24 protein-coding genes are annotated in these 25,624 nt (G+C 53.9%); 10 read left to right on the forward strand and 14 right to left on the reverse strand.

From position 1 onward, the window contains the following. Nucleotides 1-210 precede the first annotated feature (210 nt). The 4 genes from LKE65_RS09315 (at nt 211) to LKE65_RS09330 (ending at nt 4,133) form a co-directional block, all read left to right on the forward strand. Nucleotides 211-1,938 (forward strand): DUF3363 domain-containing protein, encoded by a 1,728-nt coding sequence (locus tag LKE65_RS09315; protein ID WP_278741119.1) that lies wholly within the window; start codon nt 211-213, stop codon nt 1,936-1,938. A 19-nt stretch (nt 1,939-1,957) separates the two neighbouring features. After that, nucleotides 1,958-2,227, forward strand: coding sequence for a ribbon-helix-helix domain-containing protein (locus tag LKE65_RS09320; protein ID WP_278741120.1), 270 nt, complete (start codon nt 1,958-1,960; stop codon nt 2,225-2,227). Nucleotides 2,228-2,232: 5 nt separating this feature from the next. Beyond that, nucleotides 2,233-2,421, forward strand: coding sequence for a type II toxin-antitoxin system RelE/ParE family toxin (locus LKE65_RS09325; RefSeq protein WP_278741121.1), 189 nt, complete (start codon nt 2,233-2,235; stop codon nt 2,419-2,421). Between the two features lie 98 nt (nt 2,422-2,519). After that, entirely contained in the window at nt 2,520-4,133 is a 1,614-nt protein-coding gene (locus tag LKE65_RS09330; protein ID WP_075624942.1) for an ISL3 family transposase, read from the forward strand. Nucleotides 4,134-4,174: 41 nt separating this feature from the next. On the opposite strand, the gene LKE65_RS09335 is transcribed toward LKE65_RS09330, so the two are convergent. Then, on the reverse strand, nt 4,175-4,969 hold the full coding sequence (locus tag LKE65_RS09335; RefSeq protein WP_278741122.1) for a class I SAM-dependent methyltransferase: 795 nt from the start codon (nt 4,967-4,969) through the stop codon (nt 4,175-4,177). Between the two features lie 334 nt (nt 4,970-5,303). Between LKE65_RS09335 and LKE65_RS09340 the strand changes: the two genes are divergently transcribed. Beyond that, nucleotides 5,304-5,861, forward strand: coding sequence for a helix-turn-helix domain-containing protein (locus LKE65_RS09340; protein ID WP_278741124.1), 558 nt, complete (start codon nt 5,304-5,306; stop codon nt 5,859-5,861). Nucleotides 5,862-5,937: 76 nt separating this feature from the next. On the opposite strand, the gene LKE65_RS09345 is transcribed toward LKE65_RS09340, so the two are convergent. Together LKE65_RS09345 and LKE65_RS09350 are read right to left on the reverse strand one after the other, a co-directional pair. Further along, nucleotides 5,938-6,276, reverse strand: coding sequence for a tRNA-binding protein (locus LKE65_RS09345; protein WP_278741126.1), 339 nt, complete (start codon nt 6,274-6,276; stop codon nt 5,938-5,940). Nucleotides 6,277-6,280: 4 nt separating this feature from the next. Then, complete coding sequence (locus tag LKE65_RS09350) at nt 6,281-7,276, reverse strand: DMT family transporter (RefSeq protein WP_341461191.1); 996 nt, start codon at nt 7,274-7,276, stop codon at nt 6,281-6,283. Nucleotides 7,277-7,364: 88 nt separating this feature from the next. Between LKE65_RS09350 and LKE65_RS09355 the strand changes: the two genes are divergently transcribed. Further along, nucleotides 7,365-7,847 carry an Lrp/AsnC family transcriptional regulator gene (locus LKE65_RS09355; RefSeq protein WP_165925856.1) on the forward strand — a complete coding sequence of 161 codons (483 nt, stop codon included), beginning with the start codon at nt 7,365-7,367 and terminating at the stop codon, nt 7,845-7,847. A gap of 77 nt (nt 7,848-7,924) precedes the next feature. Here the strand turns inward: LKE65_RS09355 and LKE65_RS09360 are convergent, their stop codons facing one another. From LKE65_RS09360 to LKE65_RS09385, 6 genes are all read right to left on the reverse strand, one after another. After that, nucleotides 7,925-8,158 (reverse strand): DUF2247 family protein, encoded by a 234-nt coding sequence (locus tag LKE65_RS09360; RefSeq protein WP_278741128.1) that lies wholly within the window; start codon nt 8,156-8,158, stop codon nt 7,925-7,927. 613 nt (nt 8,159-8,771) lie between these two features. Next, complete coding sequence (locus LKE65_RS09365; protein ID WP_278741129.1) at nt 8,772-9,293, reverse strand: RidA family protein; 522 nt, start codon at nt 9,291-9,293, stop codon at nt 8,772-8,774. A gap of 4 nt (nt 9,294-9,297) precedes the next feature. Beyond that, nucleotides 9,298-9,714, reverse strand: a complete 417-nt coding sequence (locus LKE65_RS09370) for a c-type cytochrome (RefSeq protein ID WP_086647248.1) — start codon at nt 9,712-9,714, stop codon at nt 9,298-9,300. Next, nucleotides 9,714-11,315 carry a flavin monoamine oxidase family protein gene (locus tag LKE65_RS09375; RefSeq protein ID WP_278741130.1) on the reverse strand — a complete coding sequence of 534 codons (1,602 nt, stop codon included), beginning with the start codon at nt 11,313-11,315 and terminating at the stop codon, nt 9,714-9,716. The genes LKE65_RS09370 and LKE65_RS09375 overlap by 1 nt, the downstream gene beginning before the upstream one ends. A gap of 98 nt (nt 11,316-11,413) precedes the next feature. Next, nucleotides 11,414-14,053 carry a TonB-dependent receptor plug domain-containing protein gene (locus LKE65_RS09380; protein WP_095350545.1) on the reverse strand — a complete coding sequence of 880 codons (2,640 nt, stop codon included), beginning with the start codon at nt 14,051-14,053 and terminating at the stop codon, nt 11,414-11,416. Between the two features lie 348 nt (nt 14,054-14,401). Beyond that, complete coding sequence (locus LKE65_RS09385) at nt 14,402-14,668, reverse strand: hypothetical protein (protein WP_278741131.1); 267 nt, start codon at nt 14,666-14,668, stop codon at nt 14,402-14,404. Nucleotides 14,669-14,977: 309 nt separating this feature from the next. Between LKE65_RS09385 and LKE65_RS09390 the strand changes: the two genes are divergently transcribed. From LKE65_RS09390 to LKE65_RS09400, 3 genes are read left to right on the forward strand one after another with little or no spacing between them, the layout of a single operon-like run. After that, nucleotides 14,978-18,166, forward strand: coding sequence for an efflux RND transporter permease subunit (locus tag LKE65_RS09390; RefSeq protein WP_278741132.1), 3,189 nt, complete (start codon nt 14,978-14,980; stop codon nt 18,164-18,166). Beyond that, nucleotides 18,159-19,334 carry an efflux RND transporter periplasmic adaptor subunit gene (locus LKE65_RS09395; protein WP_278741133.1) on the forward strand — a complete coding sequence of 392 codons (1,176 nt, stop codon included), beginning with the start codon at nt 18,159-18,161 and terminating at the stop codon, nt 19,332-19,334. The genes LKE65_RS09390 and LKE65_RS09395 overlap by 8 nt, the downstream gene beginning before the upstream one ends. 2 nt (nt 19,335-19,336) lie before the next feature. Continuing rightward, nucleotides 19,337-20,806: an efflux transporter outer membrane subunit gene (locus LKE65_RS09400; RefSeq protein ID WP_278741134.1), complete on the forward strand. Its 1,470-nt coding sequence runs from the start codon at nt 19,337-19,339 to the stop codon at nt 20,804-20,806. Nucleotides 20,807-20,851: 45 nt separating this feature from the next. Here LKE65_RS09400 and LKE65_RS09405 read toward each other — a convergent pair whose 3' ends face one another. Further along, on the reverse strand, nt 20,852-21,553 hold the full coding sequence (locus tag LKE65_RS09405) for a pirin family protein (RefSeq protein WP_278741135.1): 702 nt from the start codon (nt 21,551-21,553) through the stop codon (nt 20,852-20,854). 183 nt (nt 21,554-21,736) lie between these two features. On the opposite strand from LKE65_RS09405, the gene LKE65_RS09410 reads away from it, so the two are divergent. Beyond that, nucleotides 21,737-22,654 carry a LysR family transcriptional regulator gene (locus LKE65_RS09410; RefSeq protein WP_086646853.1) on the forward strand — a complete coding sequence of 306 codons (918 nt, stop codon included), beginning with the start codon at nt 21,737-21,739 and terminating at the stop codon, nt 22,652-22,654. A gap of 130 nt (nt 22,655-22,784) precedes the next feature. Here LKE65_RS09410 and wrbA read toward each other — a convergent pair whose 3' ends face one another. The 4 genes from wrbA to LKE65_RS09430 form a co-directional block, all read right to left on the reverse strand. Then, on the reverse strand, nt 22,785-23,381 hold the full coding sequence (gene wrbA, locus LKE65_RS09415; RefSeq protein ID WP_253529641.1) for an NAD(P)H:quinone oxidoreductase: 597 nt from the start codon (nt 23,379-23,381) through the stop codon (nt 22,785-22,787). A gap of 133 nt (nt 23,382-23,514) precedes the next feature. After that, nucleotides 23,515-23,958: a DoxX family protein gene (locus LKE65_RS09420; RefSeq protein ID WP_278741136.1), complete on the reverse strand. Its 444-nt coding sequence runs from the start codon at nt 23,956-23,958 to the stop codon at nt 23,515-23,517. A gap of 480 nt (nt 23,959-24,438) precedes the next feature. Next, nucleotides 24,439-25,005, reverse strand: a complete 567-nt coding sequence (locus tag LKE65_RS09425) for a YceI family protein (protein WP_278741137.1) — start codon at nt 25,003-25,005, stop codon at nt 24,439-24,441. Further along, entirely contained in the window at nt 25,002-25,622 is a 621-nt protein-coding gene (locus LKE65_RS09430) for a cytochrome b (RefSeq protein WP_278741138.1), read from the reverse strand. Before LKE65_RS09430 ends, LKE65_RS09425 begins: the two co-directional genes overlap by 4 nt. Nucleotides 25,623-25,624 lie beyond the last annotated feature (2 nt).

A 25,624-nucleotide genomic window follows, 5' to 3' on the forward strand; every position in this document is an offset into this window, starting at 1 on the left:
ACTATGCGGCGGTCGGGGGCGTTCCGGCCGCTCCGAACTCACGGCGGGTCTGCGGGGAATGGGCCAGGTGGTTCCGGCGGTACCGCCCCACGTCGCGGTGGTCGATCCGGCGTCCGGAAAGGACGCGGCGCCGCCTTCGTGCGGGCACGGCATCTCGCGGGCTGGAATCATGCGAAATCCGGTAGCCGTCGCGTTATCGTCAAGTCGCGCATGATCCGTGGGCCGGGCCGTGATGGCAGGACGCGCGCTCACCTCAATTACATCCAGCGTGACGGCACGTCCCGCGAGGGGCAGCGTGGTCAGCTTTACGGGCCGGAAGCCGGTCGCGCCGATGGCGATGCCTTCCTCGAACGCGGGCATGACGACCGGCATCAGTTCCGCTTCATCGTCTCGCCGGAGGATGCCGAGCAGATGCAGGATCTGAGTGCCTTCACGCGTGACCTGATGAAGCAGATGGAAACGGACCTCGGGACAAAACTCGACTGGGTCGCCGTCAATCATTTCAACACCGGCCATCCTCACGTTCATATCGTCATCAATGGCCGCGACGATCAGGGGGACGATCTGGTCATCAATGGCGACTACATTACCCAAGGGGTGCGGGAACGGGCGACCGAACTGGTGACGCTGGAGCTGGGTCCGGAAACAGTGCTGGAGCAACGTCGCAAACTGGAGAACATGGTCGGGCAGGACCGCTTCACGCGGATTGATCGGCAGTTGCTGGCGTTGGCGGAAGATGGTCCGATCGACATGCGTGGCGAGCAGGGCGGCGATCATGTCCTGCGGCAGCGGCGGCTTGTGAAACTGGAGCGGATGGGCCTCGCCAGCCAGACCGAGCCTGGTGTGTGGACGCTCGCGCCGGAGACGGAGAAAACGCTGCGCGACCTCGGGGAGCGGGGCGATATCATTCGCGCCATGAACCGGGCGATGCACGAGCAGGGGCGAGCGCCGGATCCCGGCCTGTTCGTGTTCCATGGCCCGGCTTCACGCGACACGGTGGAAGGGCGGATCCTTGACCGTCATCTCTCCGACGAGCTGGGCGAGCAGATTGGGCTGGTCATCGACGGGGTGGACGGGCGCACCCATCATGTCGCCGGGATTGACCCGGTTTCCCTGGACGGGGTGCGAAACGGAAGCATTGTCGCGGTCGGCCCGGAGGTCGCAGCCCCCCGTCCCGCTGACCGGGAAATCGTGTCGGTCGCAGGCCGTGACGGTGTCTATCGCGCGGACGCGCATCTTGCGCAGGCGCGGTCCATGCCACGTATTCCCGGAGGCGATGCCGAGGCCTATGTCGCCTCCCATGTGCGTCGTCTGGAAGCCCTGCGTCGTGCGGGCGTTGTCGAGCGGATTGAGGATGGGCGGTGGCAGATCCCCGGCGACTATCTGGAACGGGCTGCGGCGTATGATACGAGCCGCGCGAAACAGATGTCCGCGCGCGTCCTGTCCAATATCGATCTCGAGGCCCAGATCACGGCGGATGGTGCGACATGGCTGGATCGGGGGCTGGTCTCGCGCGGCAGGTCGAATGTGGTCGATGCCGGGTTCGGTCATCAGGTGACCGAGGCCCGGAAACAGCGTCAGGATGTGCTGATCGAACGGGGCGACGTCTGGCGCGACAGGGAGGGGGACGTCCGCTACAGCAAGGGCCTGCTGGCGACGCTGGAACGGCGGGAACTGGATCGTGTCGGCGAGGAACTGGGGCCATCACGCGGGACGTCATACCGCACCATGGTGGACGGCGAGAAAATGCGTGGCACGCTGAAAGAAAAGGTCCGGCTGGCCAGCGGCACCTACGCGCTGGTCGAGAACGCCCAGGAGTTCGTGCTGGTGCCCTGGAAGCCTGTCATCGAGAACCGGATCGGTCAGGAGATCACCGGTGTCATGCGCGGGGGTGCCATGGACTGGCAACTCGGACGGCAGCGGGGGCTGGGATTGTGATGCGGGACAGGCATGAATCATGTTGCCAATTTTTGCCATACACGATTATCCTGCTCGCATGAGCACCATGAACATCTCTCTGCCAGAAGCCCTGAAAAGCTTCGTTGACCAGCAGGTTGCCGGCCGTGGGTTTGGCACCAGCAGCGAGTATGTGCGCGAACTGATCCGCAAGGATCAGGATAGACAGCGTCTGCGTGGTATGTTGCTTGAGGGTGGTCGATCCCCAGCAGGCTCCACGGCGGATGCCGCATATTTCGAACGCCTGCGGTCGCGTGTGCGCGGCGCCTGATCATCATGACGACCAGACGCGCGGTGCTGCGCGAGCAGGCCGAGCGGGATATTGATCGGATCATTGACGATTATGTCGGGAAAGCCGGAGGTGCTGTGGCCGACCGGTTTGTCGGGGCGCTCGAAGAGGCGATGAGCCTGATCGGGCAATATCCCGGCATCGGCTCGCTGCGTTGTGGTGTTGATTTTCACTGAGAACTGGGTTCTTCCGCACTTTTCGTGATGGGTATCTTGTACTTAGGTTCCGGAACTGGGAAATCCAGAAAGTCGTTCACTTTCATGGATATTCCCCAGTGTCACGCCTTCGGTCTCTTGATCTTCCCCGTTCCCTCGTCGTTCGTCGTGTTGTTGCACTGGACAACAGAGTGGAGATCGAAGTCAGTCTGCGAAAGCGGAGTGCAGTGTGTCCGGACTGTCAGTGCCCGACACGACGCATTCACAGTTTCTATCAGAGAAAACTCGCGGATCTTCCATGGCAGGGCCGTCCAGCCACGCTGATCGTTTCTGTGCCGCGCTTTTTCTGCCAGACGATGCTTTGTCCACGTCGGACGTTTGTCATGCCCCTTGAGGGGATAACCGTGCGTCATGGCAGACAGACCACACGTCTTGCCGATCTTCATTATTATATCGCCCATACCCTGGGCGGTTCCGCTGGAGCACGAATGACCGTGCGCCTGTGTTGCCCCATCAGCGCCGATACTCTTGTCCGCCGTCTTCTCTCACGTGCGCAGAACACCACAAAAGGCATGGCCCGTACACGTGTGGTGGGGGTGGATGACTGGGCATGGCGGCGGGGACATCACTATGGAACGATTGTGGTTGATCTTGAGAAAAATGATGTCATTGACCTCCTGCCAGATCGGGACGCTGATACCCTTGCCCGATGGCTGCAGGTCCATCCCGGTATTGAAATCATTGCCAGAGACCGTGCCGGTGCTTATGCAGACGGATGCCGCAGAGGCGCACCATCCGCTCTTCAGGTGACAGACCGCTGGCATCTGCTGAAGAACCTGTCAGACGCTTTTGTCAGCATTCTGGACCGTTTTACGACAACAGTGAGGACCCTGACACGACAGCTGAACGTATCAACGGCAGTAAGCAAAATATCTGAAACAATCAGAGCGCATCCAGAAGAGGCGCAGGCGGTCGTCAGGTCAGCCTCTGGGGAACGACGTGATATTCTTTTCAAGGAAGCTCTTGCCCTGAAAGCAGAGGGACACAGCATTCAGGCTATCGCCACAACGATCGGGGTAGAGAGAAAAACCGTGCGGCGCTGGTTTCAGCGGGGCCATGCACCACCATGGAAAAGGACGGTTCCGCTACGCAGCATACTCGTGCCTTACGCAGCCCACCTGGAAAAGAGATGGTCCGAAGGATGTCGCAATAGTCGTCAGCTATGGCGGGAACTCCTGGAGCAGGGCTTTGCAGGACAATATGGCACCGTCTGGAAATGGGTGGCGACGCGACAGGGATGTTCCGCGAAACCCGTTCCTTCCGCGCATGTCGTTGCACCTCGGGGACGCAGACTTGCGCGGCTTCTCCTCGCAGAGGATCCGTTATCTGCCGGACAGGAGGGACTGCTGGTTCCTGCCCTTCTGGAAGCTGAACCGCACCTTGCCGTCACACTCTGCTGGCTCAGGAAAATGCAGACCCTGCTCTGTAAAAGGGGTGACACCTGCACGGGAGGCGATCTGAAGGCTCTGCTGGAAGAAGGAAAGACGACGCTGCTGTCACGTCTGATTCCCGCGCTTGAACGGGATGCGGCTGCCATTGAAGCGTCTCTTGTCACACCTTGGACAACCAGCCCGGTTGAAGGACAGATCAGCCGACTGAAAATGATCAAGCGAACCATGTTCGGAAGAGCAGGCTTCGAACTCCTCAGGGCGCGTGTCCTTCAGCCCGCATAATCAAAAAACATCATCACGAAAAGTGCGGAAGAACCCAGTTCTCAGTGAAAATCAACAAGGGGCTTTTCGTGCCTGCTTTTGCTCCATGTCACGATTGAGACAGGGAAATAGAAATGGATCCCGTCTTTATCTTCCCATGCGCCCATGCCCAGACGATCCTGCCCTTCTGCAATATCCTTGGCAAACATCGCTTCCAGAGCACTCCAGTCCTCTGGCGCGACTTGATCCTGCAAACAGGACGCAAGGCGATATTGATGTACCACAACAGGCGAGAGGCCTGCATCAGTTCCCAGCGAGAGTAACTGATGCAGTGTCAGGGCGCTTGTATGCGAAGGATCACGGAGCGTTTCCGCACGGTCATAGTCTTTCTGGCATTCCGGAGTAGGGGTGGCGTCAATCACAATAATCCGGCCACCGGGACGGCAGACTCTTACCATTTCCGCCAGAACTTTCTCGGGTTCTTGCATGTGGTGAAAGCTGTAGCGTGTCACGACCCGGTCGAAGCTGTTGGCCTGAAACGGTAAATGCAGCGCATTGCCAATATGATACGCCACCCTCACGTTCTCCCTGTCCGCGCGCAGGCGTGCCTGTTCGATCATGGCGGGGGTCAGGTCGATGCCGGTGACCTCTGCGCCAACGCGGGCCAGTTCACACGCGACAATCCCTGGACCGCAGGCGACATCAAGCACCTTCATGTCTTTGGTAATTGCGCAGGCAGCAAGCGTCTGGGCCATGCTTTCCGCCTCTGCGTGAATAGCCAACTCGGCAAATGGTTTTGCCCAGCATGTAAACTGGTCAACGATCCGGGTATCATGTGGTGTGCGTGAAGCAGACATCTCTATTCCTTTCCTTGGCGTTTCAGAATAAGGAAAGGACGGGTGGCCGTCTAACGCCATCCGGCCATAAATGAGCGGATACCGGCCAATGAAAAATCTGACCTCCAGAGAGACACAAGGTGTTCTTGTCGAGAACAGGCTGGATGGCCCGGGCCAGCCCGGCTTTGCATTCCGTAATCCATCTTCCGCCATCTTTTATGACTGGCACGTGCATCCATGCCACCAGATTACATATGCAAGACGCGGCACGACACAGATTGAAGGTCCGGGCGGACACCATCTGTTACCCACGGCGCATGCCGTATGGATTCCGACAGAAACACGCCATCGGACCATGATCCGAGATCTGGACGGTGTTTCCGTCTATTTTGATCCAGCGTATTTTCCGCATGGCCACATGGAGCATATCCACACATTCCCCATAACGACCATGTTGCAGGAAATGCTGCTCCACACTGTGCGTTGGCAGCCCGGCTCAACTGAACATGATCCCATGGCCCGAAGTTTTTTTCAAACCGTTGGTTTGCTTTGTATGGAGCAAATGCAGGCGAAAACAACACGGGTTTTCACGTTGCCGCGTGCCACCCACCCGTCTATCGTGCGGGCTATGGACGCAGCCCTTGCCAGCCCCGGGCAGGCAAATCTCAGCTTAATGTTGCATCATGCCGGAATGTCGGAACGTAGTTTCCGCCGCCATTTCCATGCAGAAACCGGCATGACATGGCAGGAGTGGATCGCTCAGGCCCGTCTCTTCCACGCAGCAAACCTGCTTGCCGAAGGGCAACGGGTAACGGATGTGGCAGCCGGTGTCGGTTACGCATCGCTTAGTGCATTCGCAAAAGCGTTTACGAACCTGATGGGGATGTCGCCGGTCCGCTTTAGGAACTTATAAACAAATGCCCGGACTGTAGGCGACTGCCTCCTGTCTGCTTCAAGGTTGTTGGAAATTATTAGGTAAGGTTTGTTTGTTAAAACAATCGACTACCATTGGGGACTTGACGTTCAGGTTCAATCAGCACGACGTTCTTCTGGGTATCATAAAACCCAAGCGTCAAGACTTCCGAAATAAACGGCCCAATCTGCCGAGGTGAGAGATTCACAACACAGGCCACTTGTCGGCCAATTAAATCAACAGAAGTATATAAATCCGTAATTTGAGCACTAGATTTTTTTAATCCAATGTCAGGGCCAAAATCAATCTTCAGTTTCCATGCCGGTTTCCGTGCTTCTGGAAAAGGGTCAACTTCAATTATGGTACCTACGCGAATATCAGTCTTCTGAAAATCATCGAAAGAAATAAGTGTCACAATTTTATACTCCACTTTTGTGTGATGCGGTTGCAGCGTTATTGAGAGCGCGATGATGTTTTCGATGCACTGATACGCATGTCATTACACTACAAACAATGAATGTAAATGCGGCCACGTCAATGGGACGCGGCCACCGATGTTCCCAGAGAAAACCGTAGATAAGGGCAAAAAGCGTTTCAAAAAGAATCATCTGTCCCGTCATGGTCAAAGGAAGTAAACGGCTCATTTGGTTCCATAAAACATTGCCAAAAAAGGAGGCAATGATTGCAACTGCCGTAGAGACCTCCACAAACCTACCCCATGAGGTGAGATCGTGCTTTAAGTGGCCAAGGAGGAGCGCAACGGGGATAAGACAAATGGCCTGAGCGCCAGTGACAAGACCCACAAGAAGGTTCCAATCATGAATTGATACTGTGCTTAGGCGGGCAAGACTGCGACTATTGCCGACGGCATAGGTGGTCCAAGACAAAAGTGCGGCAACGGACCATAACAACCCCATACTTGTCTGATGTGTCGCCTCAGGCGCTTTAAGGGCTTGCCAGCCAATACAAACTGCACCTGCGCAACACAGAAGAAGTGATGGGAAGAGAGTTATAAGAGGGATGGCCTCTTTGTCGCGGCTCCCAATAATCGTGACGGCGACAGGAAGAAATCCTATTACCAAGGAGGTCAATGCTATCCCGCCACTCTGTATTGCTTTGGAAAGTAGAATATAATATAAAGTATTTCCAAATAAAGAAAGCCAGAAAAGAGCGCGCCAGTCCTGTTTGTCAAGGCTTGATGTGAGTATGGGCCAACGGGGTATAATGACTACAAAAGCAATTATCCCGTAGGCTAGAAAGCGCCCTATAGCCAGTTCAAGAGGAGTAAAATCTCGCACAAGTTCGGGGGCAAGAAATACCAACCCCCATAATGCACCTGCACCAACACCGCATAACGTGCCCAAAGGGATATTGTAGATGCTTTGAAGGCGCTTTTCTGTTTCCACACTGCTCACAACGTTATCTCCTTAAAAAGAGACATATCACCGAGAAAATGATTTTTGTGCTCTTGATTTACCCTTAAAATGCAACAAAAACTCACTCATGAATAAAAAGACCATAACGAAACCACTGGACAAGTTTGACAGGGCAATCCTGCGCATTGTTCAAAAAGACAATAAAACACCGCAACGGCAGATTGCGGATATTGTTCATCTTTCAGCCGCCGCTGTGCAAAGACGTATTGCCGCTATGGAAAAGAGCGGCATTATCAAGCAAAATTCTGCTGTCCTAGATGTGCATGCTGTTGATATGAACATTACGGCTATTGTTGAAGTTCATCTAAGGGATGAACGTATAGAAACTGTAGATTTGGCAAAAAATCTATTTAAATCAACGCCTGAAGTTCAGCAATGTTATTACGTAACGGGAGGTATTAGTTTTGTGCTAATTATCGTTACTGCCGATGTGAAGGCATATGAACAAATAACGCGTAGAATTTTTGCTCAAAATGATTTCATAGCCAAATACCGTTCTCTTATCACACTGGACCGGGTGAAATCAGGTAGCGAGATCGTTATTCCCTAATGTCAGCTAAAGGTAAACCATCTAACAGCTAATAACATTCAGCGTTCGCGTATCAATTCATCGGGAACCGTATATTTCTACGCTTGCTGAAAGACCAATGTCTTTAGGGCTGGTTCATCATTGTTTATTCTAGCGATAGCTAATGAGGTATATAAATATTCATTTTTCAGAGCGAGAACCTCAGCTAATTCTGCAATTGAGCTCACATCAAGCCAGTGGTTAGACAAGGCCCATGCCAAGTCCCCCCAATCGACTTTAATATTCTGTTCGACGAACTCTTTGATGAACTTGGGGAAAGGCTTGTAATCCAATTTATTCATCCTGCCACCATGGCTTGATTAAGTTCTAATAGCGTCTAATCTGGTCTGTAGCCAGAAGAGAGGGGCAGAGTTGCTTCTAATTTTCTATAGATAAACATAAAAACTTCTTTTGGGACACTTCCGGGCATTAATAAACATTCAATTCCACTAGGATTTCCGGAATCCCGTTTTTTATAGGAGTTAATGTGAGGTACGTGAATTGCATGATTCTAGCTTAATCCAGTTAACGTTGGATTGGCGATCGGGTTTGTTGTCTTGTCGTCTCAATACTGGAGAGGGGCCAGTAATCTTGGTGGCAGATAGAGTCAAAAAACTGACCTGCCCCAGAAAACACCCATGGGGCGCGAGTGTCTCGATAAATGAAGTTAAAGCGTATGACATCGATGGGGGATTGTGCATACAAATGGAAATACAAATCGGTGATAAAATTGAGATTATTTGTGAAGCCTTTAATATACAGCATATTATTGATTAAGCAGGGTTATGGTCTCATCGCAATGAGAGTGTATTGCTTTTGGTCTTAATTTAACTAGGCAATTATGAACCAAAATACGATTTTTGACATGCTCACAACTCTCTCGACTTGTGAGCATGTCTTGCGTTGTTAGTGGTGAGACGGCCTGACCGCGGTAACCTCAATTTCTACCAGCCACCCTGGGTTGGCGAGTTGCGCAACACCAAAAGCAGAGCGAACCGGCAGGTTGGGCTGTGACGCGGTGCCAAAAAACTTAGTGTAGCCTTTCATCATGCCTTCAAAATCAAGCTTTTTGGTTTTTGCGTCCGCCACCATGAAAACATGCATCTGCACCACGTCGCCCATGGTCAGCCCCATGCCTGCAAGTGTCTCCTCTATTCGTTTGAGAGCTCCTTCCGTCTGTGTGGCCATGTCACCATACGCTTCCAGACTTTTCTGCGGTGCTTTCGTATCGACGACAGGGGCGCCCATGCCGCTCAGGTAGATGGTGGAAGAACCAGCAGGCACTTCAATAGCTGAAGCAATAGGAAAAGTGGCTTCGTTATGCCTTACAATGTCACTTTGAGCATGCGCTTGTGCAAAGGATACGGACGCCGCCAGAACAGTTGTTGCAAAAAGGGCAGAAACCCTTCCGGCCTTGAATACACGCATAGTCTTATTGCTCCTCGGCTGTCAGGTGTGGGCGCATAAGAGCGACCTCTGACGGGTTAAGTTTATCTGTGTAATGGTTGCCAAAATGTGTACGAATATAGTCCACCACATCCGCAATCTGTTTGTCATTCAACAAACCGGAAAACCACGGCATGGCTCCATATCCGTTAAGGATAACGGTTGCAGGGTAGCTGGCAACCTGCAAGCGCGGATTATGGGCCAAAGCAGGGATTTGCGCCCCGGCACCAACAGCGCCTTGACCCTCTGCCATGTGGCAGCTCTGGCAGATGTGGCGGTAGACTGCCTCGCCCGATGGCAAGGCTTCCATTTTACCAGAAATTGCACTCGCGCTGTCTGCCCGTGCAAAACCTGCTGGTGCCGTAGCAGCCACGAGCGCCGACAAAAGAAGAAATTTTCGCATCAGGCTGCTCCCAGGGCTCGTTTATGCAAACGTGTGACCGCATCAAGCGCGGATAGGATGGCACCTTCCTGCCAGCACCCGACATACGATGCATGCTCGCCCGCCAGAACCACCCTCTGGTCAATGGAACACAGCGTTTTATAGTGTGTTTTGCGTGCTTCTTCGCTCCACATCGAGCAGCACCCTAAAGTCCATGGCACCCGGCTCCATGCGAAACTCACGCCATTGAGGAATTCCTTCCGGTATTGAGGATGAAAAGCCAGCCCTTGCTTTATACCCTGTTCCAGCCGTTCCTGAGGCGACATTCCTGCAAAGTCATATGCCGCAGGGCCAAACATATAGCCGCCAAGCAGCACTGCCGGTCCCTTGGAAAAAATGCCGTGGCTCGGGTAGGAAATCTGACTGATAGGTTGATCCGTAAAGCTGATGCCACCGTAAATCTGGTCATCTTCCTCCCAAAAACGGCGTTTGAATTCCAGGCCAAGCTTAACGGAAGAAGCATAGGGCACTGCACCAATGGCGGCTTTCATACCGTCGCTTACCTGCACATCCAGCTGTGACAGAATGGACAGGGGAATTGTGCAAACGCAATAATCAGCCTTTGCCTGACGAACCACACCACCATGCTGCATGTCGTTATAGGTAACACTGACGCCATGATCATCCTGATGAATGGCCGTGACCTTGCAGTTGAGTTGCAGCAGGTCCTTTACCTGTCTGGTAAAAGCCTTACCAATGTTGTCCATCCCCCCTACGGGTTGGAACATCGTTGTCTGCATATCCAGCCGCTCGTGGAATGCCATCCAGTTCCATAGACCGGATTTCCAGATTTCTCCCCGGTTCATCAGGTCAGAAGGGATCGGGGCTCCGTTCAGTCCGCCCCCTTGTGGCTTTTCAAATCCGCGGCGTAACGAGCTGATGTTGCCCTTTGTGTAAGCCAGTTCCGGGGTGAGGGCGCCCCAGCCCTGCATGGCATCTTTCAGATGCGCCACCTCATCAGGGGTAACCAGATCATCAAGTTTATGCTGGTCCACGGCTTTGGCCAGAAGCTCTGCCGTAAAGCCGGTAAAATCCGCAGCCAGCTCCCGGTAGCGCACGGCTTTGCCACCGAAAGAACCCGTCGAATGGAGCCAGCTATTATGGTTCAGCTCAATAAAGGGTTCCAGTTGCACACCAAATTCACGGCAGTAGTACAAAAGCCCCTGATGATGGTAGGGAATACGCCACGGGCCAGGGTTTATGTAATTCCCCGGTGCAAAGCCAACCTTTTGAGTTGCACCACCCAGCTCGGTTACTGTGTCTCCTCCACGCAGGCTGAGGTTGCGGCCACCGCTGCGTGTCTGGAATTCAATGATTTTGACATTATAGCCCGCTTTGCGCAGTTCGTACGCACTCAGCATACCTGCAAGGCCAGCACCCAGCACCAGAACTGACGTTCCTTTTTTTGCGCCAGATAATTTGGGTGGACCTGAAAAATCCGTGCCCATTGCATGGCCCATGCTGGTCATGGCCTGATACAGTGCCACACTTCCCGCCAACGTACCAATGCGGCTCAAAAGTTGCCGCCGTGTTTGTGAATGGGTGTTTGATGGACTTGCCATTGAGTATCCCTGCTTTTTCTTTTACTCACGGTTCAACAAAAGCCAAACCGACAAATATGGATGACGTTTGAAAAAACAGACGTCATCCATAATATGTTTTAGAAGTCCGCGTTCAGGCGGCCGTAGTAGTAGGCACCGGTGATTGGCACCTGAAGGGAAAACTGGTCGTAAGGCTGCGCGCCACGGGAGTTGTTGATCTGCGCAACCATGCGGGGTTTGACATCGGAAATATTGTTAACACCAACCGCCATGTGCCAGTTTTTGTTAAAGCGGTAGCCAATTTCAATATCTGTCATCCAACGCGGTGTGTTCTTGAACTGGTTGAAGCAGGTATTCGAGTAAGCTAGCTTTCCTCCACTTGCGCAGGGTGTGTTCTGGTTCTGCCAGTCATAGTAGGTCAGCATGGACGTTGTTTCGCCATACCGGGTTTCACGCACGTTAAAGTCCCAGTTTTTGTAACGGTAGAATGCGTTCAGGATAATCTTGCTACGTGGGTAGGCCGTTGTGATGTAGGAAATGTTCTGTGCATTCAGCAAAGGATTACCATTTGTATCCAGTGCATTGTGGTGCAGACGGGTGCGGTTGAGATCAAGCGCCAGTGTCAGCGCCAGAGTGCCGGCCGTGCGGAAGCGGAAGGTATAATCGGCTTTAATATCCAACCCCTGTGTGCGGGTGCTGGCGCCGTTGGTCATGAAGTATGCAGATACGTTGTCGGCAATCAGACCATTGGAAGGAAGCAGATAACCAAGCTGCTCAATGGCCGAAATAGCGCTGTTACCATTGACCGTGCCCCCACCAACAATACGGTCACGCAGGTTGATCTGGTAAACGTCTGCTTCAACATGGAGGCCGCGGATAGGTTCAATCACAACACCACCGCTGGCGCTGACGGAACGTTCCGGTTTAAGCTTGCTGGCGCCCAGTGTGCGGGCTGCCGCCGAATCAACAGGCAACAGGCCGGAAGCACCGTTGGGGTCCACGTTCATGGCGGAATAATGCTGTTCCGGCAGGGTAGGGGCACGGAAACCCGTGCTGATGGTTCCACGGAAGGCAATGCGCCGCGTCACATCATAACGGGTGGAAACCTTGCCGTTTTCCGCATTGCCGACGTCCGTATAGTGCTCAAAGCGCCCGGCAAAATCCAGGTCCCAGTTTTTAAGCGGATGGAAGTCTCCATCCACGTAGCCGGCCCAGATGTCACGGCTCCAGCTTCCAGCGCTCTGCGGGCCAATGCCTGCATAGCCCTGCGTGCCACCCAGAAGGTAGGAAGCCGCGTCACCCGCTGTTAGGTCGTATGTTTCCAACCGGTGTTCAGCGCCAAAAGCCAGCAGCATTGGCACTTTTTGAGCGATGTTGAAGTGCCGCCGGAAGTCGAGGTTATTGGTCCATTGCGCAAGCCTGTATGTTTCTGCGCGCACGTTGGTCGGTGTCCAGCCGCAGCCGAGGGATGAATAATTGGCCGATGTGCTATCCAGAGAACAGTCGGACGACAGCATGCCGGTATTAGCGGTGTTTTTATTGCCGATTTTGGTTTCGTCAGCGCCGTAGGTGGTGCTCAGATCCCAGTCAAAGCCAAAAAAATCATCGCCCTTAAGGCCGATTGTCGCGGCGTAGTCGTTCTCGCGGATGGTTTCGAGCGGTGAAAAACCTGAAGGATAATAAGTTGGAGCAATGGTGGGAATACGGTAGTTTTCGTATGCCTCGCCATAGCGATGCGCGTAAGTGATCAGGCCATAGAACTGAATGTCGTCGTTAATTTTTTTGCCAAAATCAATAGCAAGGTTTTCCCGCGTTTCTTCCGGGGTGCTCATGATTTTGTTGGAATCAAGCGGCAACTTCATGGCGTTGGCCACCACACCATTATAATAACCTGTGGTGGTCGCACCATCGGGCCAATACCCCAAGAGCCGGTGGTCTTTGGTTTTGACAACGTAATGATCTGTATGTGTGATCTGGCCTGAAAGGTGGATATAACCATCCTCACCCAGCTTTAAACCGCCATCTGCGTTCAGCTGATACTGCCAACCATCACCATTATAGGCATTGGCCCCGGTCTGGGCTGACATATGCAGGCCGTGGTCATCTTTTTTGGTGATAATGTTTACAACGCCCGCTATGGCATCTGAACCGTACATAGCGGCAGCGCCATCTTCCAGTACTTCAATATGATCAATGGCATTTGCCGGGATCATATTTAAGTCGACACCGGTCGAACCAAACTGGGGGCCTGCGTCCGCAACAATGTTCGCCGTGGAATGGCGGCGCTTGCCATCGACAAGAACCAGCACTTCGTTCGGGTTAAGGCCACGCATCTGGATTGAGGATGTTAGCGCAGCACTATCTGCCGCCATGGCCTGCACGTTGATTGATGCGTATGTGCGCACCAATGAATCAGCCAGATTAACCTGACCGGAGCGGCGCAATGTTGCTGCCGTTAATACGGTTACAGGGGATGAGCTTTGCCTTGCCTTGCGGTTGGTGGAATGCGTGCCGGTTGAAACATTAACGGTTTCAACGTCCGCGGCGTACAATGCCTTGGTGTTATCCTTTTTACGGGCAGAAGATGTTGAAGTTGGCGTAGTAACGCGAGCGGTCGATTCGTTCGTTATTTTAGCGGAATGTTCGTGTGAAGCTTTCCGATGCGTCGTAGCCGTTCCGGTCGTTTCTGCCACAGAAAGCGAAGGCAAAACGGTGCAGAGTGTGGAGGCAAGCAGAGAAAAGCGGCGTGCTAATCGCATATTTCATGTCCCACTTGTAAAGAATTATTACTCGTCCTCCGTATTACATTTCGACATAGAAATGACATAAAAAAACATATCAGCCTTGCCTATTTTGCACACCGTTGCGGAATCGCAACACACGGCTTTCTGCATTGGGCAGGGAACCTTATTGCTGTCATACGGCGTAGTACGTAGCAGTTTGGTTCAGTCGGACCTGCTAATGCTGCATTTCGCTAAGAATGTTGGGGATCGTCTCAAGGAAGGGGGCATTGCCGCAGAAAGCTATGCTGTTGTGTTTACCAGTATTTACATCGCATCCGTAGGCAATTGGCTCAGGTGCAACAGGCTGAGAGCAGGATGCTTACCCTATGTGTTTTCTTTATCGACTTCAATTTTATGGGTGTTTTCTAAATACTCAAGAACCTCAGTTAAGGAGTGTTCAACAAGATCATCGCAAAACGTCACTCCCACAATTTTTGAACCATATTCTTTTTGATAAACAACCTTGGTTTTTTCACCGTCAGAAACAGAATACACTCTACAACGCAACATGGATTGTACATTTACGCGTATGGAAAAATCGGATGGGAATATAGCTTCATCAATTATTTTAAAAATATTTTTGTAATCCATTTGGAATATGGTTTTGTTTATCCTGCTTTGTTTTTATAACCATACCGCATTTCATCTCAAGGATATTCCCGGCAGGGTGGGCGCGAGGCGAATAAGCCAGATTTTGATCTCAGTGGCTATGATTGATGAATTTGCCTCATCATCATGTTCGAAAAAAACCCACTAGTCTCATTATGTGGTTTATGAATATTCTGTGCCTCTAATTGTTCCATAAATGTGCAGTGTACATTCCAAGATGATTGATTGTCTTCAGGACAAAATCATCATGGCTGCGTGCGCTCTCGGTTAAAAACAGGATTTTCAGACGATATGGGCATTGTTGGTCTTGCGCTGCGGAAGCCCTATACATTTATCGTTGCTGCCATACTTGTTCTTCTTCTGGGTATTTCTTCCATATTCCGCACACCGACCGATATTTTCCCCAATATTGATATTCCGGTCGTGACTGTTGTCTGGTACTATGATGGCCTTTCGGCACCGGAAACCGAAAAACGCATCAGTACTTATACAGAGTTCTCGCACAGCTTTTTTGTCAATAATCTGCGGACGATCGAAAGCCAGACCACACCGGGTCTTGTGCTGCAGAAGCTGTATTTCCAGCCGGGAGTGGACATCGGAGTTGCTCTTGGGCAGACCGTTTCGGCCACGCAATCTATCCGCGCGCAGTTGCCGCCAGGTGTTCAGCCGCCCATTATCATGCAGTACAGTGCGTCCAGCGTGGCGGTCCTCCAGCTCTCCCTCTCTTCTGACAAGCTGACGGAAAGCGAGTTGTATGATTACGGCGTGTATCGTCTGCGGCAGCAGATGGCGCCTGTCCCCGGCACGCTTCTGCCCCCGCCACATGGCGGCAAGATCCGGCAGATCATGGTTGATATTGACCCGACCAAATTGCAGGCAATGAAAATTAGCCCGCTGGATGTCTCCAACGCCATTAACGCCCAGAACCTGACACTCCCGGGTGGCACGGTAAAATTCGGGCCATCCCAATACAACATCCAGATGAACGGCATCCCGTATTTTTCAAAGCAGCTTAACAACATTCCGCTGCGCAAAGACCCGAATACGGGGGCTATCATCCGTATCCGTGACGTTGCGCAGGTCCGTGATGGCTGGGAGGTGCAGCATAATGTGGTCCGCCGGGAAGGGCAGCGCTCGGTTTTGTTGCGGATCATGAAAGCCGGGAACGCGTCCACGCTCGCGGTTGTCAACGCCATGCGCGACACGGTTCTGCCCATTTCGCGCGCTGCAGCGCCTCCGGGCATGAAGATTGATGAACTGTTTGATCAATCCCTGTTCGTAAAAGCGGCTATCAAGGGCGTGGCATCGGAAGCTGTAATCGCTGGTCTGCTTACAGCGGCCATGATCCTTGCCTTTCTGGCAAGCTGGCGCTCCACGCTAATTGTGGCGGTCTCCATTCCACTTGCCATTCTGTCATCCATCGCCATTCTCTCCGCCACCGGAGAGACCTTGAATCTGATGACATTGGGCGGTCTTGCGCTGGCCGTGGGTATTCTGGTCGATGATGCGACGGTGACGATTGAGAACATCCACCGCCTGCATCATGACGGAGCCGACTTGCGTAAAGCCGTGCTGGATGGTGCTGCGGGCATTGCGTTGCCCACGCTTGTGTCCACACTGGCTATCTCCTGTGTGTTCGTCTCCGTGGAGTTTCTGACGGGGCCATCGCGCTTCCTGTTTACCCCCATGGCGCTTGCCGTGGTGTATGCCATGCTGGCGTCGTACGCCATTAGCCGGACGCTTGTGCCAATCTTTGCTGCCCTACTTCTCCGTTCGGAAGATCAGGCTAAAAAGCGGCGTCAGGCAGCGGGAAAGCCCCCCACCATCTTTGAGCGTTTTGGCACGCAATTTGATTCCCGGTTCGAGCGCCTGCGCCACCGTTATGAAAAAACATTGTCCGGCCTCATGCACAGCGCGTGGAAAGTCCCGGCCATAGGCGGCGCTTTTGTTCTGGGCGCAGTGCTTCTTGCAACGCAGGTGGGGCAGGACTTTTTTCCCAGCATTGATGCAGGGGAGTTCAAGCTTCATGTCCGCGCGCCTGCCGGAACGCGGATTGAAACGACAGAGCGGATTTTTGATCAGGTTGAGAACACCATTCGGGAGGTGGTTCCCCAAAACGAGCGGGAAATGGTGCTTGATGATATCGGCATTCCCTTTCGTTATTCCATGCCGTTTGATGATGGTTCGACCATTGGCCCGAATGATGGGCAGATCATGGTGGCACTGAAGGAAAACCATCGGCCCACCGCACAGTATATCAACCGTTTACGCACGGTTCTGGCCAAGCGCTTCCCCGATGTTGTGTTCTATTTCCAGCCTGCTGACATGGTGACGCAGATCCTGAATTTTGGGCTCACATCCCAGATTGACGTGCGGATCACGGGGTATGATCAGGCGAACAACCGTGTGGTCATGGGCCGGATTATGGAGGACATGCGCCATGTACGCGGCCTGGTGGATGTGCACCTGCACCAGCAGTTAGCCGCCCCGGCGCTGAACATTGCGATCGACCGCGAACGCGCACAGGATCTTAATCTGGTGCTGAACGATGTGGCGCGTAGCGTCATGGTCTCTCAGGCGTCATCCAACACGGTTACACCCAACTTCTGGCCTGACCCGCAGATGGGCACACTTTACCCGGTTGCCGTGCAGACGCCGCAGTATCAGGTCAACACTGTTGATGATCTGGGCAAACTGGTCGTGGCAGGTAATGCGTCACAGGCCGCTGCCATTCCAACCCTGTTGAGGAATGTGGCAACCATTGAGCGCACGGTTGCGCCAGACGTGATCTCCCACAGCAATATCCAGCCGGTTCTGGATATAGACGCCAGTGCGGAGGACCGTGACCTTGGCAGTATTGCCCGGGATATTGGGAAGATTATCGAGCGCCATAAAAAAGAACTGAAACCCGGCAACAGCATTGAGGTGGCAGGGCAGATTGATAGCATGAACACATCGTTCACGCGTCTTGAAATCGGCCTGCTGGTGGCGGCGGTTGCGGTTTATCTGCTGATGGTCGTGAACTTCCAGTCTTTCATGGACCCGCTGGTGGTCATACTGGGGCTGCCGGGTGCCATGTGCGGCATTGTGCTCATGCTTTTCGTTACGGGAACAACCTTCTCCGTGCCCTCACTCATGGGGGCGATCATGAGCGTTGGCGTGGCGAGTGCGAATTCCATCCTGCTTGTCACGTTTGCCAAGGAAAGCCGTGCCCATGGCATGAACGCCATGGAGGCCGCCATGGAAGCCGGGCGGGAGCGCCTGAGGCCCATTTTGATGACATCGCTGGCCATGGTCATTGGCATGCTGCCGATGTCCCTCGGTCTGGGGGATGGTGGTGAGCAGAACGCACCTCTGGGCCGCGCCGTCATCGGTGGGTTGATGATTGGTACCTGCACCACCCTTTTTGTTGTCCCGTGGCTCTATAGCCGTCTGCGCCGCCGTAAAAGCCGCATGCTTGAGGAATACGAGAATGTCTGATTCCACTCTCTCCCGTTCCGGCGCAGGTCGTCGCCCTCTTTCTGCGGGGCTGGTGGCAGGGCTGGGTGTTATGGTTGCTGTTGGCTATGGCGTTTACGCCCATATCGAGCGTGCGCATGCGGTCACGGCAACAGCAGAGGAACGCGCCCGGCAGGTTCCGGATGTACGGACCATGATCGCGCGAGCCTCCACACAACCTCTGCCCCTGGACCTGCCGGGCGAGACAGTAGGGATTGAAACCACACCCATTGGTGCCCGTGCTTCGGGCTATATTGAGAAGCGGTTTGTCGATATTGGAACACCTGTGCGCTCAGGGCAGGTTCTGGCCATTATTCGGGCGCCTGAGCTTGATCATCGCGTTGAGCAGGCACAGGCCACGCTGGCGCAGGCGCGCGCCAATCTGGCTCTGGCGCAGATTACTGCCCACCGCTCCAGTGGTCTGGTTGGGGGAGGGGCTGTTAGCCGGCAAAATTTCGATGTCGATCGGCTGACACAAAATGCCCGGCAGGCCGAACAGAAAGCAGCCGATGCCGTTCTGGCGGAAAGCGCACAACGTCAGGCCTACACAACAGTAACGGCACCTTATGACGGTGTGGTGACGGCCAGAAATATTGAAGCAGGCGATCTGGTCAGTGCCGATAACGCCACTGCACGCCCCCTGTTTGTGGTAACACGCACGGATCGGCTGCGTGTGCGTGTTCACGTTCCACAAGATGCCGCACTGACTGTTAAAGTGGGTGAGCCGGCCTCCATTGTGGTGCCGGAGCGTCCGGGCCAGACCTTTACAGGCACAGTAACGCGCACAGGCCATGCCTTGGAACCGGGGAGCCGTATGCTGCCTGTTGAAATCGAAATTGATAATCATGACAACCGCCTGACAGCCGGATTGTACGCGGAAATCCATTTTGACCTGCCACGGGCAGCTCCCGTTATTATGGTGCCATCAGAAGCACTCAACTACGAGGCCGATGGCCTGTCTGTGGAAACTGTTGAGGCAGATAACAAGGTTGTGGTCCGCAAGGTCGGGATTGGTCGGGATTATGGCGATCACCTGGAAATTCTGGATGGTTTGCCCGATGGCAGCCAGCTTGTGGTCCATCCGCCTTCTGCCTTGCATGAGGGAAGCATTGTGGCCCCTCAACTCGACAAATCGCTGAAGGTGCTCTGATCGTGCGGTGTTCTTCTGTATGTGGAGCGCTGCTGCTGGCTCTTCTTGGTGGCTGCACCATGATCCCGCACTATCACAAACCGGAGGCTCCTGTTGCCGATGGCTGGCCACAGGGGCAGGGGAAGGGCGTTGCAGGGCAGGATGCCTCTGCGCTCCTGCAGGACTGGCGGTCTTTTTATCGGGATCCGGTGATGCAAACCCTGATTGCGAGCGCGCTGGAGAATAACCGCGACCTGCGTATAGCCCAGCAGCAGGCTGCGGCTGTCAGTTCCCAGTTTGATATAGAAAACGCGGCTCTCTTTCCAACACTCAATGGCACTGCCGGTGCCAATATCCAGAAAATGAACTCTCATATCTGGAGCCTCTCACAAACGAATGAGCCGATTTACATGCGGCAATACGCTGTGGGGTTTGGTGTTTCCGCCTACGAGGTAGACCTGTGGGGGCGCATACGCAGTGCGTCTCGGGCCTCGTTTGATCACTATATGGCCAGTGCGCTGAACCAGCAGGCCATGCGCCTGAGCATTATTTCCAGTGTGGCAACGGCCATGTTGAACTGGGTGGCCAATACGCAGGCACTGGCTTTAACACAGGCGGTTCTTGCCAATAGGCAGCACACCTACGATCTGGTCAGGCAGACGGCGGATATTGGCACCGGAACGCAACTGGATGTTGCGGAGTCTGAATCTGCCCTGCATGATGTGGAAACGAATGTTGAGATTTACACCCGCCAGAAGGCCGAAGCGTTTAACCAGTTGACCCTCCTTGTGGGGATACCGTTATCGAATGCGACCGTGCAATCTCTCAACACACGAGCATCCCTTGATTCTGTCAGTGCTTTTCCTGATGTGCCGGCAGGTTTACCTTCGGATATGATTGCACGTCGGCCGGATATTCGTGCTGCGGAAGCTGAACTGCGCGCTGCCAATGATGACATTGGTGCGGCCCGTGCCGAATTTTTCCCGAAAATTCAAATTACTGCTGCCAATGGCACGGCAAGCAACAATATCACGCGCCTGTTCCAGAGCGGTATGGGGGCATGGAACGTAGCGCCGCAGATTACCGTACCCTTGTTTGATGCAGGCCGCTTAATGGCTCAGTTAAAGCAGGCCCATAGTCGCAAACGTGAGGAAATAGCGCGGTATGAAAAAGCTATTCAGCAGAGCTTCCGGGAGGTGGCAGATGCCCTGATCGGGCGGGAAACATATGTGCGGCAGACAACCGCACAGCAAAACGCCGTTGCCGCCAACAAGCGGCAGTATGCTCTGGCGTTGCAGCGCTACAAAGCCGGGTATGACCCTTATCTGGAGACGCTTGTGGCACAGAGAGCACTCTATACGGCGCAATTAAGCGCGATTACGACGCAGCTTCAGGCTCTCTCTAACAGTGTGACCTTGTACAAGACCTTAGGGGGCGGTTGGGGCCAGACCATACGCCCCCCTAAAACGCGGCTTGCAGATCATATTCTCTGATCATGCGTTACGGATAAGGGGAGCGGAGCACTGCTCTGCCCACCCTTATGGAGCTGTATCAACCAGAACCACTTCTGCGTCTGTGAGTGCCCGCACCTTGAGGGTATCCGTATCCGCAATTGCAGCGCCATCACGCTCGTGCACGGTCTGGCCCTCTATCTCGACAGCGCCTTTGGCAACGACAAGGTAGGCCAGCTTTTCGATGCCCAGATGATATTCGGTGGCCTCGTCCTTCCTCAACGTTGCACCCAGCACGCGTGCATCGGTGTGAATGGGAAGGGCGTCACCGTCATTCTGGTAACCCGATGCCAGAGTAACGAACCTGCCTGCACGGTCGTCTTTTGGAAAAGCGCGGGTGCCCCATGATGGGGCATGCCCTGCCCGGTTCGGCATGATCCAGATCTGGAAGATACGGGTGGTTTCATCCTCCAGATTATGTTCGCTGTGCCGGATCCCGGTGCCTGCGGACATAACCTGCACATCCCCCGCAACAGTGCGCCCTTTGTTGCCCAGACTATCCTGATGTGTAATCGCACCTTCCCGCACATAGGTAATGATTTCCATGTTCTCATGCGGGTGAGTGCCAAAGCCCGTGCCCGGGGCAATGGTATCATCATTCCAGACGCGTAGAGCGCCCCAGTTCATGCGTGCGGGATCGTAATAATTGGCGAAGGAAAAGTGGTGTTTTGCATCCAGCCAGCCATGGTTGGCGTGGCCGAGTTCGTTGTAGGGACGGACTTCAATCATGGTCTGTTTTCTCCTGATCAGTCGTGTGATGTTTTTCTGGGATCAGGTTATTCGCAGTGCAGGATATTATATATGGCAATCATGGAAAGGTATTGTTTCTGATTTTGGCATACAGCATGGCGACAGGCGGCTTAAAATAAGATATGGAAACTGTAACCATCAACTGTTTCTCAGGGCAATATCATGCGCCTTCCTGACTTTGAAGCATGGGCTATTTTTGCAAAAGTGGCTGAACTGGGGTCGTTTGCCAGAGCGGCAGAAGACATCCAGCTTTCAAAACCCACTGTCTCCAAAGCCATAGGGCGCTTGGAGCAGGCTCTTGGGGTAGCACTTTTCAGCCGTAATTCCCGCCATATCTCTCTGACAGAAACAGGGCGAACGCTACTGGGGCATGCCAACCGTATTCTGGCAGAAGCAGAGGCAGCGGAAACAGAGGCCAGAGGGGGCACACAGCGCCCATCCGGTCTTATCAGGATTGCAGCTCCCATGACATTTGGCATCCGCCATCTGTCCCCCGTTCTGCCTGCTTTTCTCGCACAGTATCCGGATATTGATATCACGGTTGATTTTAGTGATGCACTCGTGGACCTTGTGGCCGATGGGTATGATGTTGCATTGCGTATTGCCTCCCTTGCAGATTCATCCCTGCGGGCCCGCAAACTGTGTGAAGTCCGGCTGCTGCTGGCGGCGAGCCCCGAGTATCTGGACCGGGTAGGGCGTCCTACTCATCCGCGTGATCTGGAGGGGCAGAAGAGTTTTGTTTACACCAATACCTCCGCCCCCGGAAAAGTTCGGCTCCGGCAGATTAAAAGCGGGAACGAGTTTGTTCTAACGCAAACATCCCGCTTCCGGGCGGATAATGCCGTGGCTTTTCTGCCTGCTCTTGCCGCAGGTCTGGGGTTTGGTGTGTTCCCTGAATTTATGGTGGGGGAAGGATTGGCGTCCGGCCAGTTTGAACGGGTATTACCCGATTGGGAGGCTCCAGCCATAGCGCTGTATCTGGTCACACCGTCCAGTTCGCTCAGGCCCGTGCGGGTGACAGCGCTGCTTGACTATCTGGTGGAATGCTTTGGCCAGGCCGAATGGGTCGGGTGCGTTTAATTACCCAGCGTTCCTATTGATCAGTGTGGGTTCAAAAACCGATAAATAACGTCATATCAATAAAACTCCCCGTATCAGCATGGAACCGATACGGGAAGAGGTGGCAGGCCCGTGGCCTACCAATGTGTTGTCAGCTCAGTTTTTTTGCAATTCCCGCAACGTGCTGACCGAGGAATCTGGCCCCGTCCAGTTCGTTAGCACTTGGCTGGCGTGACCCGTCACCCGCGGCAATCGTCGTGGCACCGTAAGGTGAACCGCCAGTCACTTCATCCAGCTTGAGCTGGCCCTGAAAGCTGTAGGGCAGACCACTAATGAGCATGCCGTGGTGGATCAGGTTGGACATCAGGGAATACAGGGTTGTCTCCTGCCCGCCATGCTGGGATGCGGTTGAGGTAAAGACAGCGCCAACCTTGCCGATCAGTGCCCCTTTGAGCCACAGCCCGCCGGTCTGGTCCCAAAAATTTGCCATCTGGGCAGGAAGACGCCCGAACCGCGTGGGGGCACCAATAATGATCGCGTCATAATTGGGTAGGTCGTCCGTTGTTGCAACCGGTGCGCCCTGCTCCGTTTTAAAGTGGTGTGCCCTGGCAACATCTTCAGGCACCAGTTCCGGAACCCGCTTGATATCGACCTCTAGACCCGCGGCCCGGACCCCTTCGGCCACGGCATTGGCCATGGTTTCGATGTGTCCGTAAGAGGAGTAATAAAGAACAAGAACTTTAGCCACCTTGGAATCCTCCGTTGGTGTTGAAAACAGTTTCCGTAACGTGTTCAGAAACGCCATGACGATACGTCCTGTGTAAGGGATGGATAGGTCAAAGCTGGAAACGCTCAGTTTCCGATTTTGGTATGGAGTAGTTTCAGGATTTTATGCGTGAAGTGCCCGCAGAGGCGTTTTTCATCACGGCATCAAGCGAAAAACGGCCGGGACCCGCAGCTGCAAGGGCCAGAAATCCACCAGAAATACTGAAATTTTTATAAAAATGAATCCACATGTCGTACCGCTCCATGCCTGAAAATGTCCAGTAATGGTGGCCGATCAACGCCGTGACGATCGTGTAGAGCGCGAAAAGAATAGCAATGGGTGAGGTCAGGCGCCCCAGTGCAACAAACAGGCCCAGACTCAGTTCAACCAGAATGGCCATAATGGAGGACAGGTAAGGCAAAGGCGCGCCTGTTGCCGTCATGTAAGCAACTGTGCCTGAAAAACCAGTCAGTTTTCCCCAGCCCATCAGGACAAAAAGCGTGGCAAGGAGCAGGCGGGATGCAAGGAGGACCAGGTCTCGCAGGAGAGATGAAGTCATGGCGGCATATCTTTCATCAAAAGAAAAGCAGCGGGTTCTGTGCTGCCGGTGCCTGTTTTTAAGAGCCTTTAAATGTGCAATAAATAGAAATGGAATAAACACAATGTTTCCATTTATTGTCTATTGTGGGTGTGAGTTGGCCCAGCCACCAAAGAGACAGTGTGCATGGGAGGCTGGCAAATTGGGTGGTTTCAGGTGGGCTGATTATGGGCCAAGCGGTCTAAAAAATAGCTATATAGTCATTAGACTTTTCCCGCAGCTCTGTTCTGCCTGAAGGGAATGGGTCTGACCGCGAGGCTAGAGTTCTGCCGGTAATGGGAACGTGAGACAGCCCCCAGACACAGAAGAACCGGCAGGCAAGGCGAGAAGCCCGCTGCCGGTTTCTGGGCCGCGATGTGAGGGCAGGGATGTCATGAACCTGCTATCGTCGCAGCAGGGCGGATGTTCAACCAGATGGGCGTGCGAAGAACATCTGGCGTTTCAGCCGCCATGCGCCGTAACATCAACATCTACGCCTACTTCGAGTGCCACCCACTGGCCCGTGGTCCAGGGACCAATACCCACATTGAATGCGGAGCGGACGAGCTGAAGATGACCTTTGGCATGCAGGGCGGACCCTGCAATGTCGATGGTGAGGGGAAGGGTAACGGGTTTGCTGACCCCTTTAATGGTCAATGTGCCTTCGGCGTCATAGGCGTTGCCGCCTTTGGCCTTGAAGTCTTTTACTTCGAAAAGTGCTGACGGAAATTCTTTGGTGTCAAACCAGTCATGTCCGGGCAGGGCGCCATCACGCTGGCTGTCCCCTGTTGTGGCGCTGGCCATGTCGATGCTGATCTTTGCGTGACCCGCTTGAGGGTGGGCCGGATCAAACGAGATCGTGCCATCATATTTCCCGAAATGCCCTTCGAATGCCCGGCCGGTCTGGGTCCCGGCAAAGCCCAGCGTGCCGTTGCCCGCAGTAAGTGTCCAGTCGGCAGCAAAGGTCGGGACTGAGAGCAGGAGACCCGCTACAGTAGCGACTGGCAGAAACTTGTGAAAGGCCTTCATGGGGTTTCTCCCTTGTGGCGAGGTGTGGAGGATGCACGAAAGGACGGTAGTATCTGACGAAGAACATGGTCGTGCAGCACGAACTGATGCCTGAGAGCGGCTGCAATATGCAGCATGATCAGAGCCAGCAATCCCCACGAAGCCCAATGGTGGATCATCTTCAGCGCGGTTTCGACCGGTGCCTTGTCAGACAAGGTCGAAAGCGCGGGAAGGTCCGGCCATGGCACTGTGCCGAACAGCACGGTCGGAATACCCAGCACTGAGACAGAAACCATCGCCCAGCCACTCAGGGGTAGCAGCACCTGCAGGCCATAAAGTGCGGTATGGGCAAGATGCGCGGCTGTTTTTTCAATCGACGGCATATCGCCCGGCAAAGCTGGAACTTGGTGCGTCAGGCGCCAGCCAATACGCAGCAAGATCAGGAACATCACGCTAATGCCGATGGATTTGTGCAGCTGATAGAGCTGGAACACACGCATCGTATCGAGGTGGAGATGGTCCATGACCAGACCCATCGCGATCAGGGCCAGTATTCCCAGCGCGATCAACCAGTGAAGGATGATCGCGACTGTGGAATACCGCGTGGTCCCGCTCGCTGCGCGTGCGGGCGTTGGCATGG

It is taken from the genome of Acetobacter fabarum (assembly GCF_022483405.1).
Classification (GTDB): Bacteria; Pseudomonadota; Alphaproteobacteria; order Acetobacterales; family Acetobacteraceae; genus Acetobacter; species Acetobacter fabarum.

Excerpts from the sequence above, each read along its gene's own strand:
- LKE65_RS09340 (WP_278741124.1), top strand. The coding sequence starts at position 5,304 with ATGATCCGAGATCTGGACGGTGTTTCCGTCTATTTTGATCCAGCGTAT.
- LKE65_RS09390 (WP_278741132.1), top strand. The coding sequence starts at position 14,978 with ATGGGCATTGTTGGTCTTGCGCTGCGGAAGCCCTATACATTTATCGTT.
- LKE65_RS09405 (WP_278741135.1), bottom strand. The coding sequence starts at position 21,553 with ATGATTGAAGTCCGTCCCTACAACGAACTCGGCCACGCCAACCATGGC.
- LKE65_RS09370 (WP_086647248.1), bottom strand. The coding sequence starts at position 9,714 with ATGCGAAAATTTCTTCTTTTGTCGGCGCTCGTGGCTGCTACGGCACCA.
- LKE65_RS09410 (WP_086646853.1), top strand. The coding sequence starts at position 21,737 with ATGCGCCTTCCTGACTTTGAAGCATGGGCTATTTTTGCAAAAGTGGCT.
- LKE65_RS09425 (WP_278741137.1), bottom strand. The coding sequence starts at position 25,005 with ATGAAGGCCTTTCACAAGTTTCTGCCAGTCGCTACTGTAGCGGGTCTC.
- LKE65_RS09380 (WP_095350545.1), bottom strand. The coding sequence starts at position 14,053 with ATGCGATTAGCACGCCGCTTTTCTCTGCTTGCCTCCACACTCTGCACC.
- LKE65_RS09385 (WP_278741131.1), bottom strand. The coding sequence starts at position 14,668 with ATGGATTACAAAAATATTTTTAAAATAATTGATGAAGCTATATTCCCA.
- LKE65_RS09375 (WP_278741130.1), bottom strand. The coding sequence starts at position 11,315 with ATGGCAAGTCCATCAAACACCCATTCACAAACACGGCGGCAACTTTTG.
- LKE65_RS09420 (WP_278741136.1), bottom strand. The coding sequence starts at position 23,958 with ATGACTTCATCTCTCCTGCGAGACCTGGTCCTCCTTGCATCCCGCCTG.
- LKE65_RS09355 (WP_165925856.1), top strand. The coding sequence starts at position 7,365 with ATGAATAAAAAGACCATAACGAAACCACTGGACAAGTTTGACAGGGCA.
- LKE65_RS09325 (WP_278741121.1), top strand. The coding sequence starts at position 2,233 with ATGACGACCAGACGCGCGGTGCTGCGCGAGCAGGCCGAGCGGGATATT.
- LKE65_RS09320 (WP_278741120.1), top strand. The coding sequence starts at position 1,958 with ATGTTGCCAATTTTTGCCATACACGATTATCCTGCTCGCATGAGCACC.
- LKE65_RS09335 (WP_278741122.1), bottom strand. The coding sequence starts at position 4,969 with ATGTCTGCTTCACGCACACCACATGATACCCGGATCGTTGACCAGTTT.
- LKE65_RS09315 (WP_278741119.1), top strand. The coding sequence starts at position 211 with ATGATCCGTGGGCCGGGCCGTGATGGCAGGACGCGCGCTCACCTCAAT.
- LKE65_RS09430 (WP_278741138.1), bottom strand. The coding sequence starts at position 25,622 with ATGCCAACGCCCGCACGCGCAGCGAGCGGGACCACGCGGTATTCCACA.
- LKE65_RS09395 (WP_278741133.1), top strand. The coding sequence starts at position 18,159 with ATGTCTGATTCCACTCTCTCCCGTTCCGGCGCAGGTCGTCGCCCTCTT.
- LKE65_RS09365 (WP_278741129.1), bottom strand. The coding sequence starts at position 9,293 with ATGCGTGTATTCAAGGCCGGAAGGGTTTCTGCCCTTTTTGCAACAACT.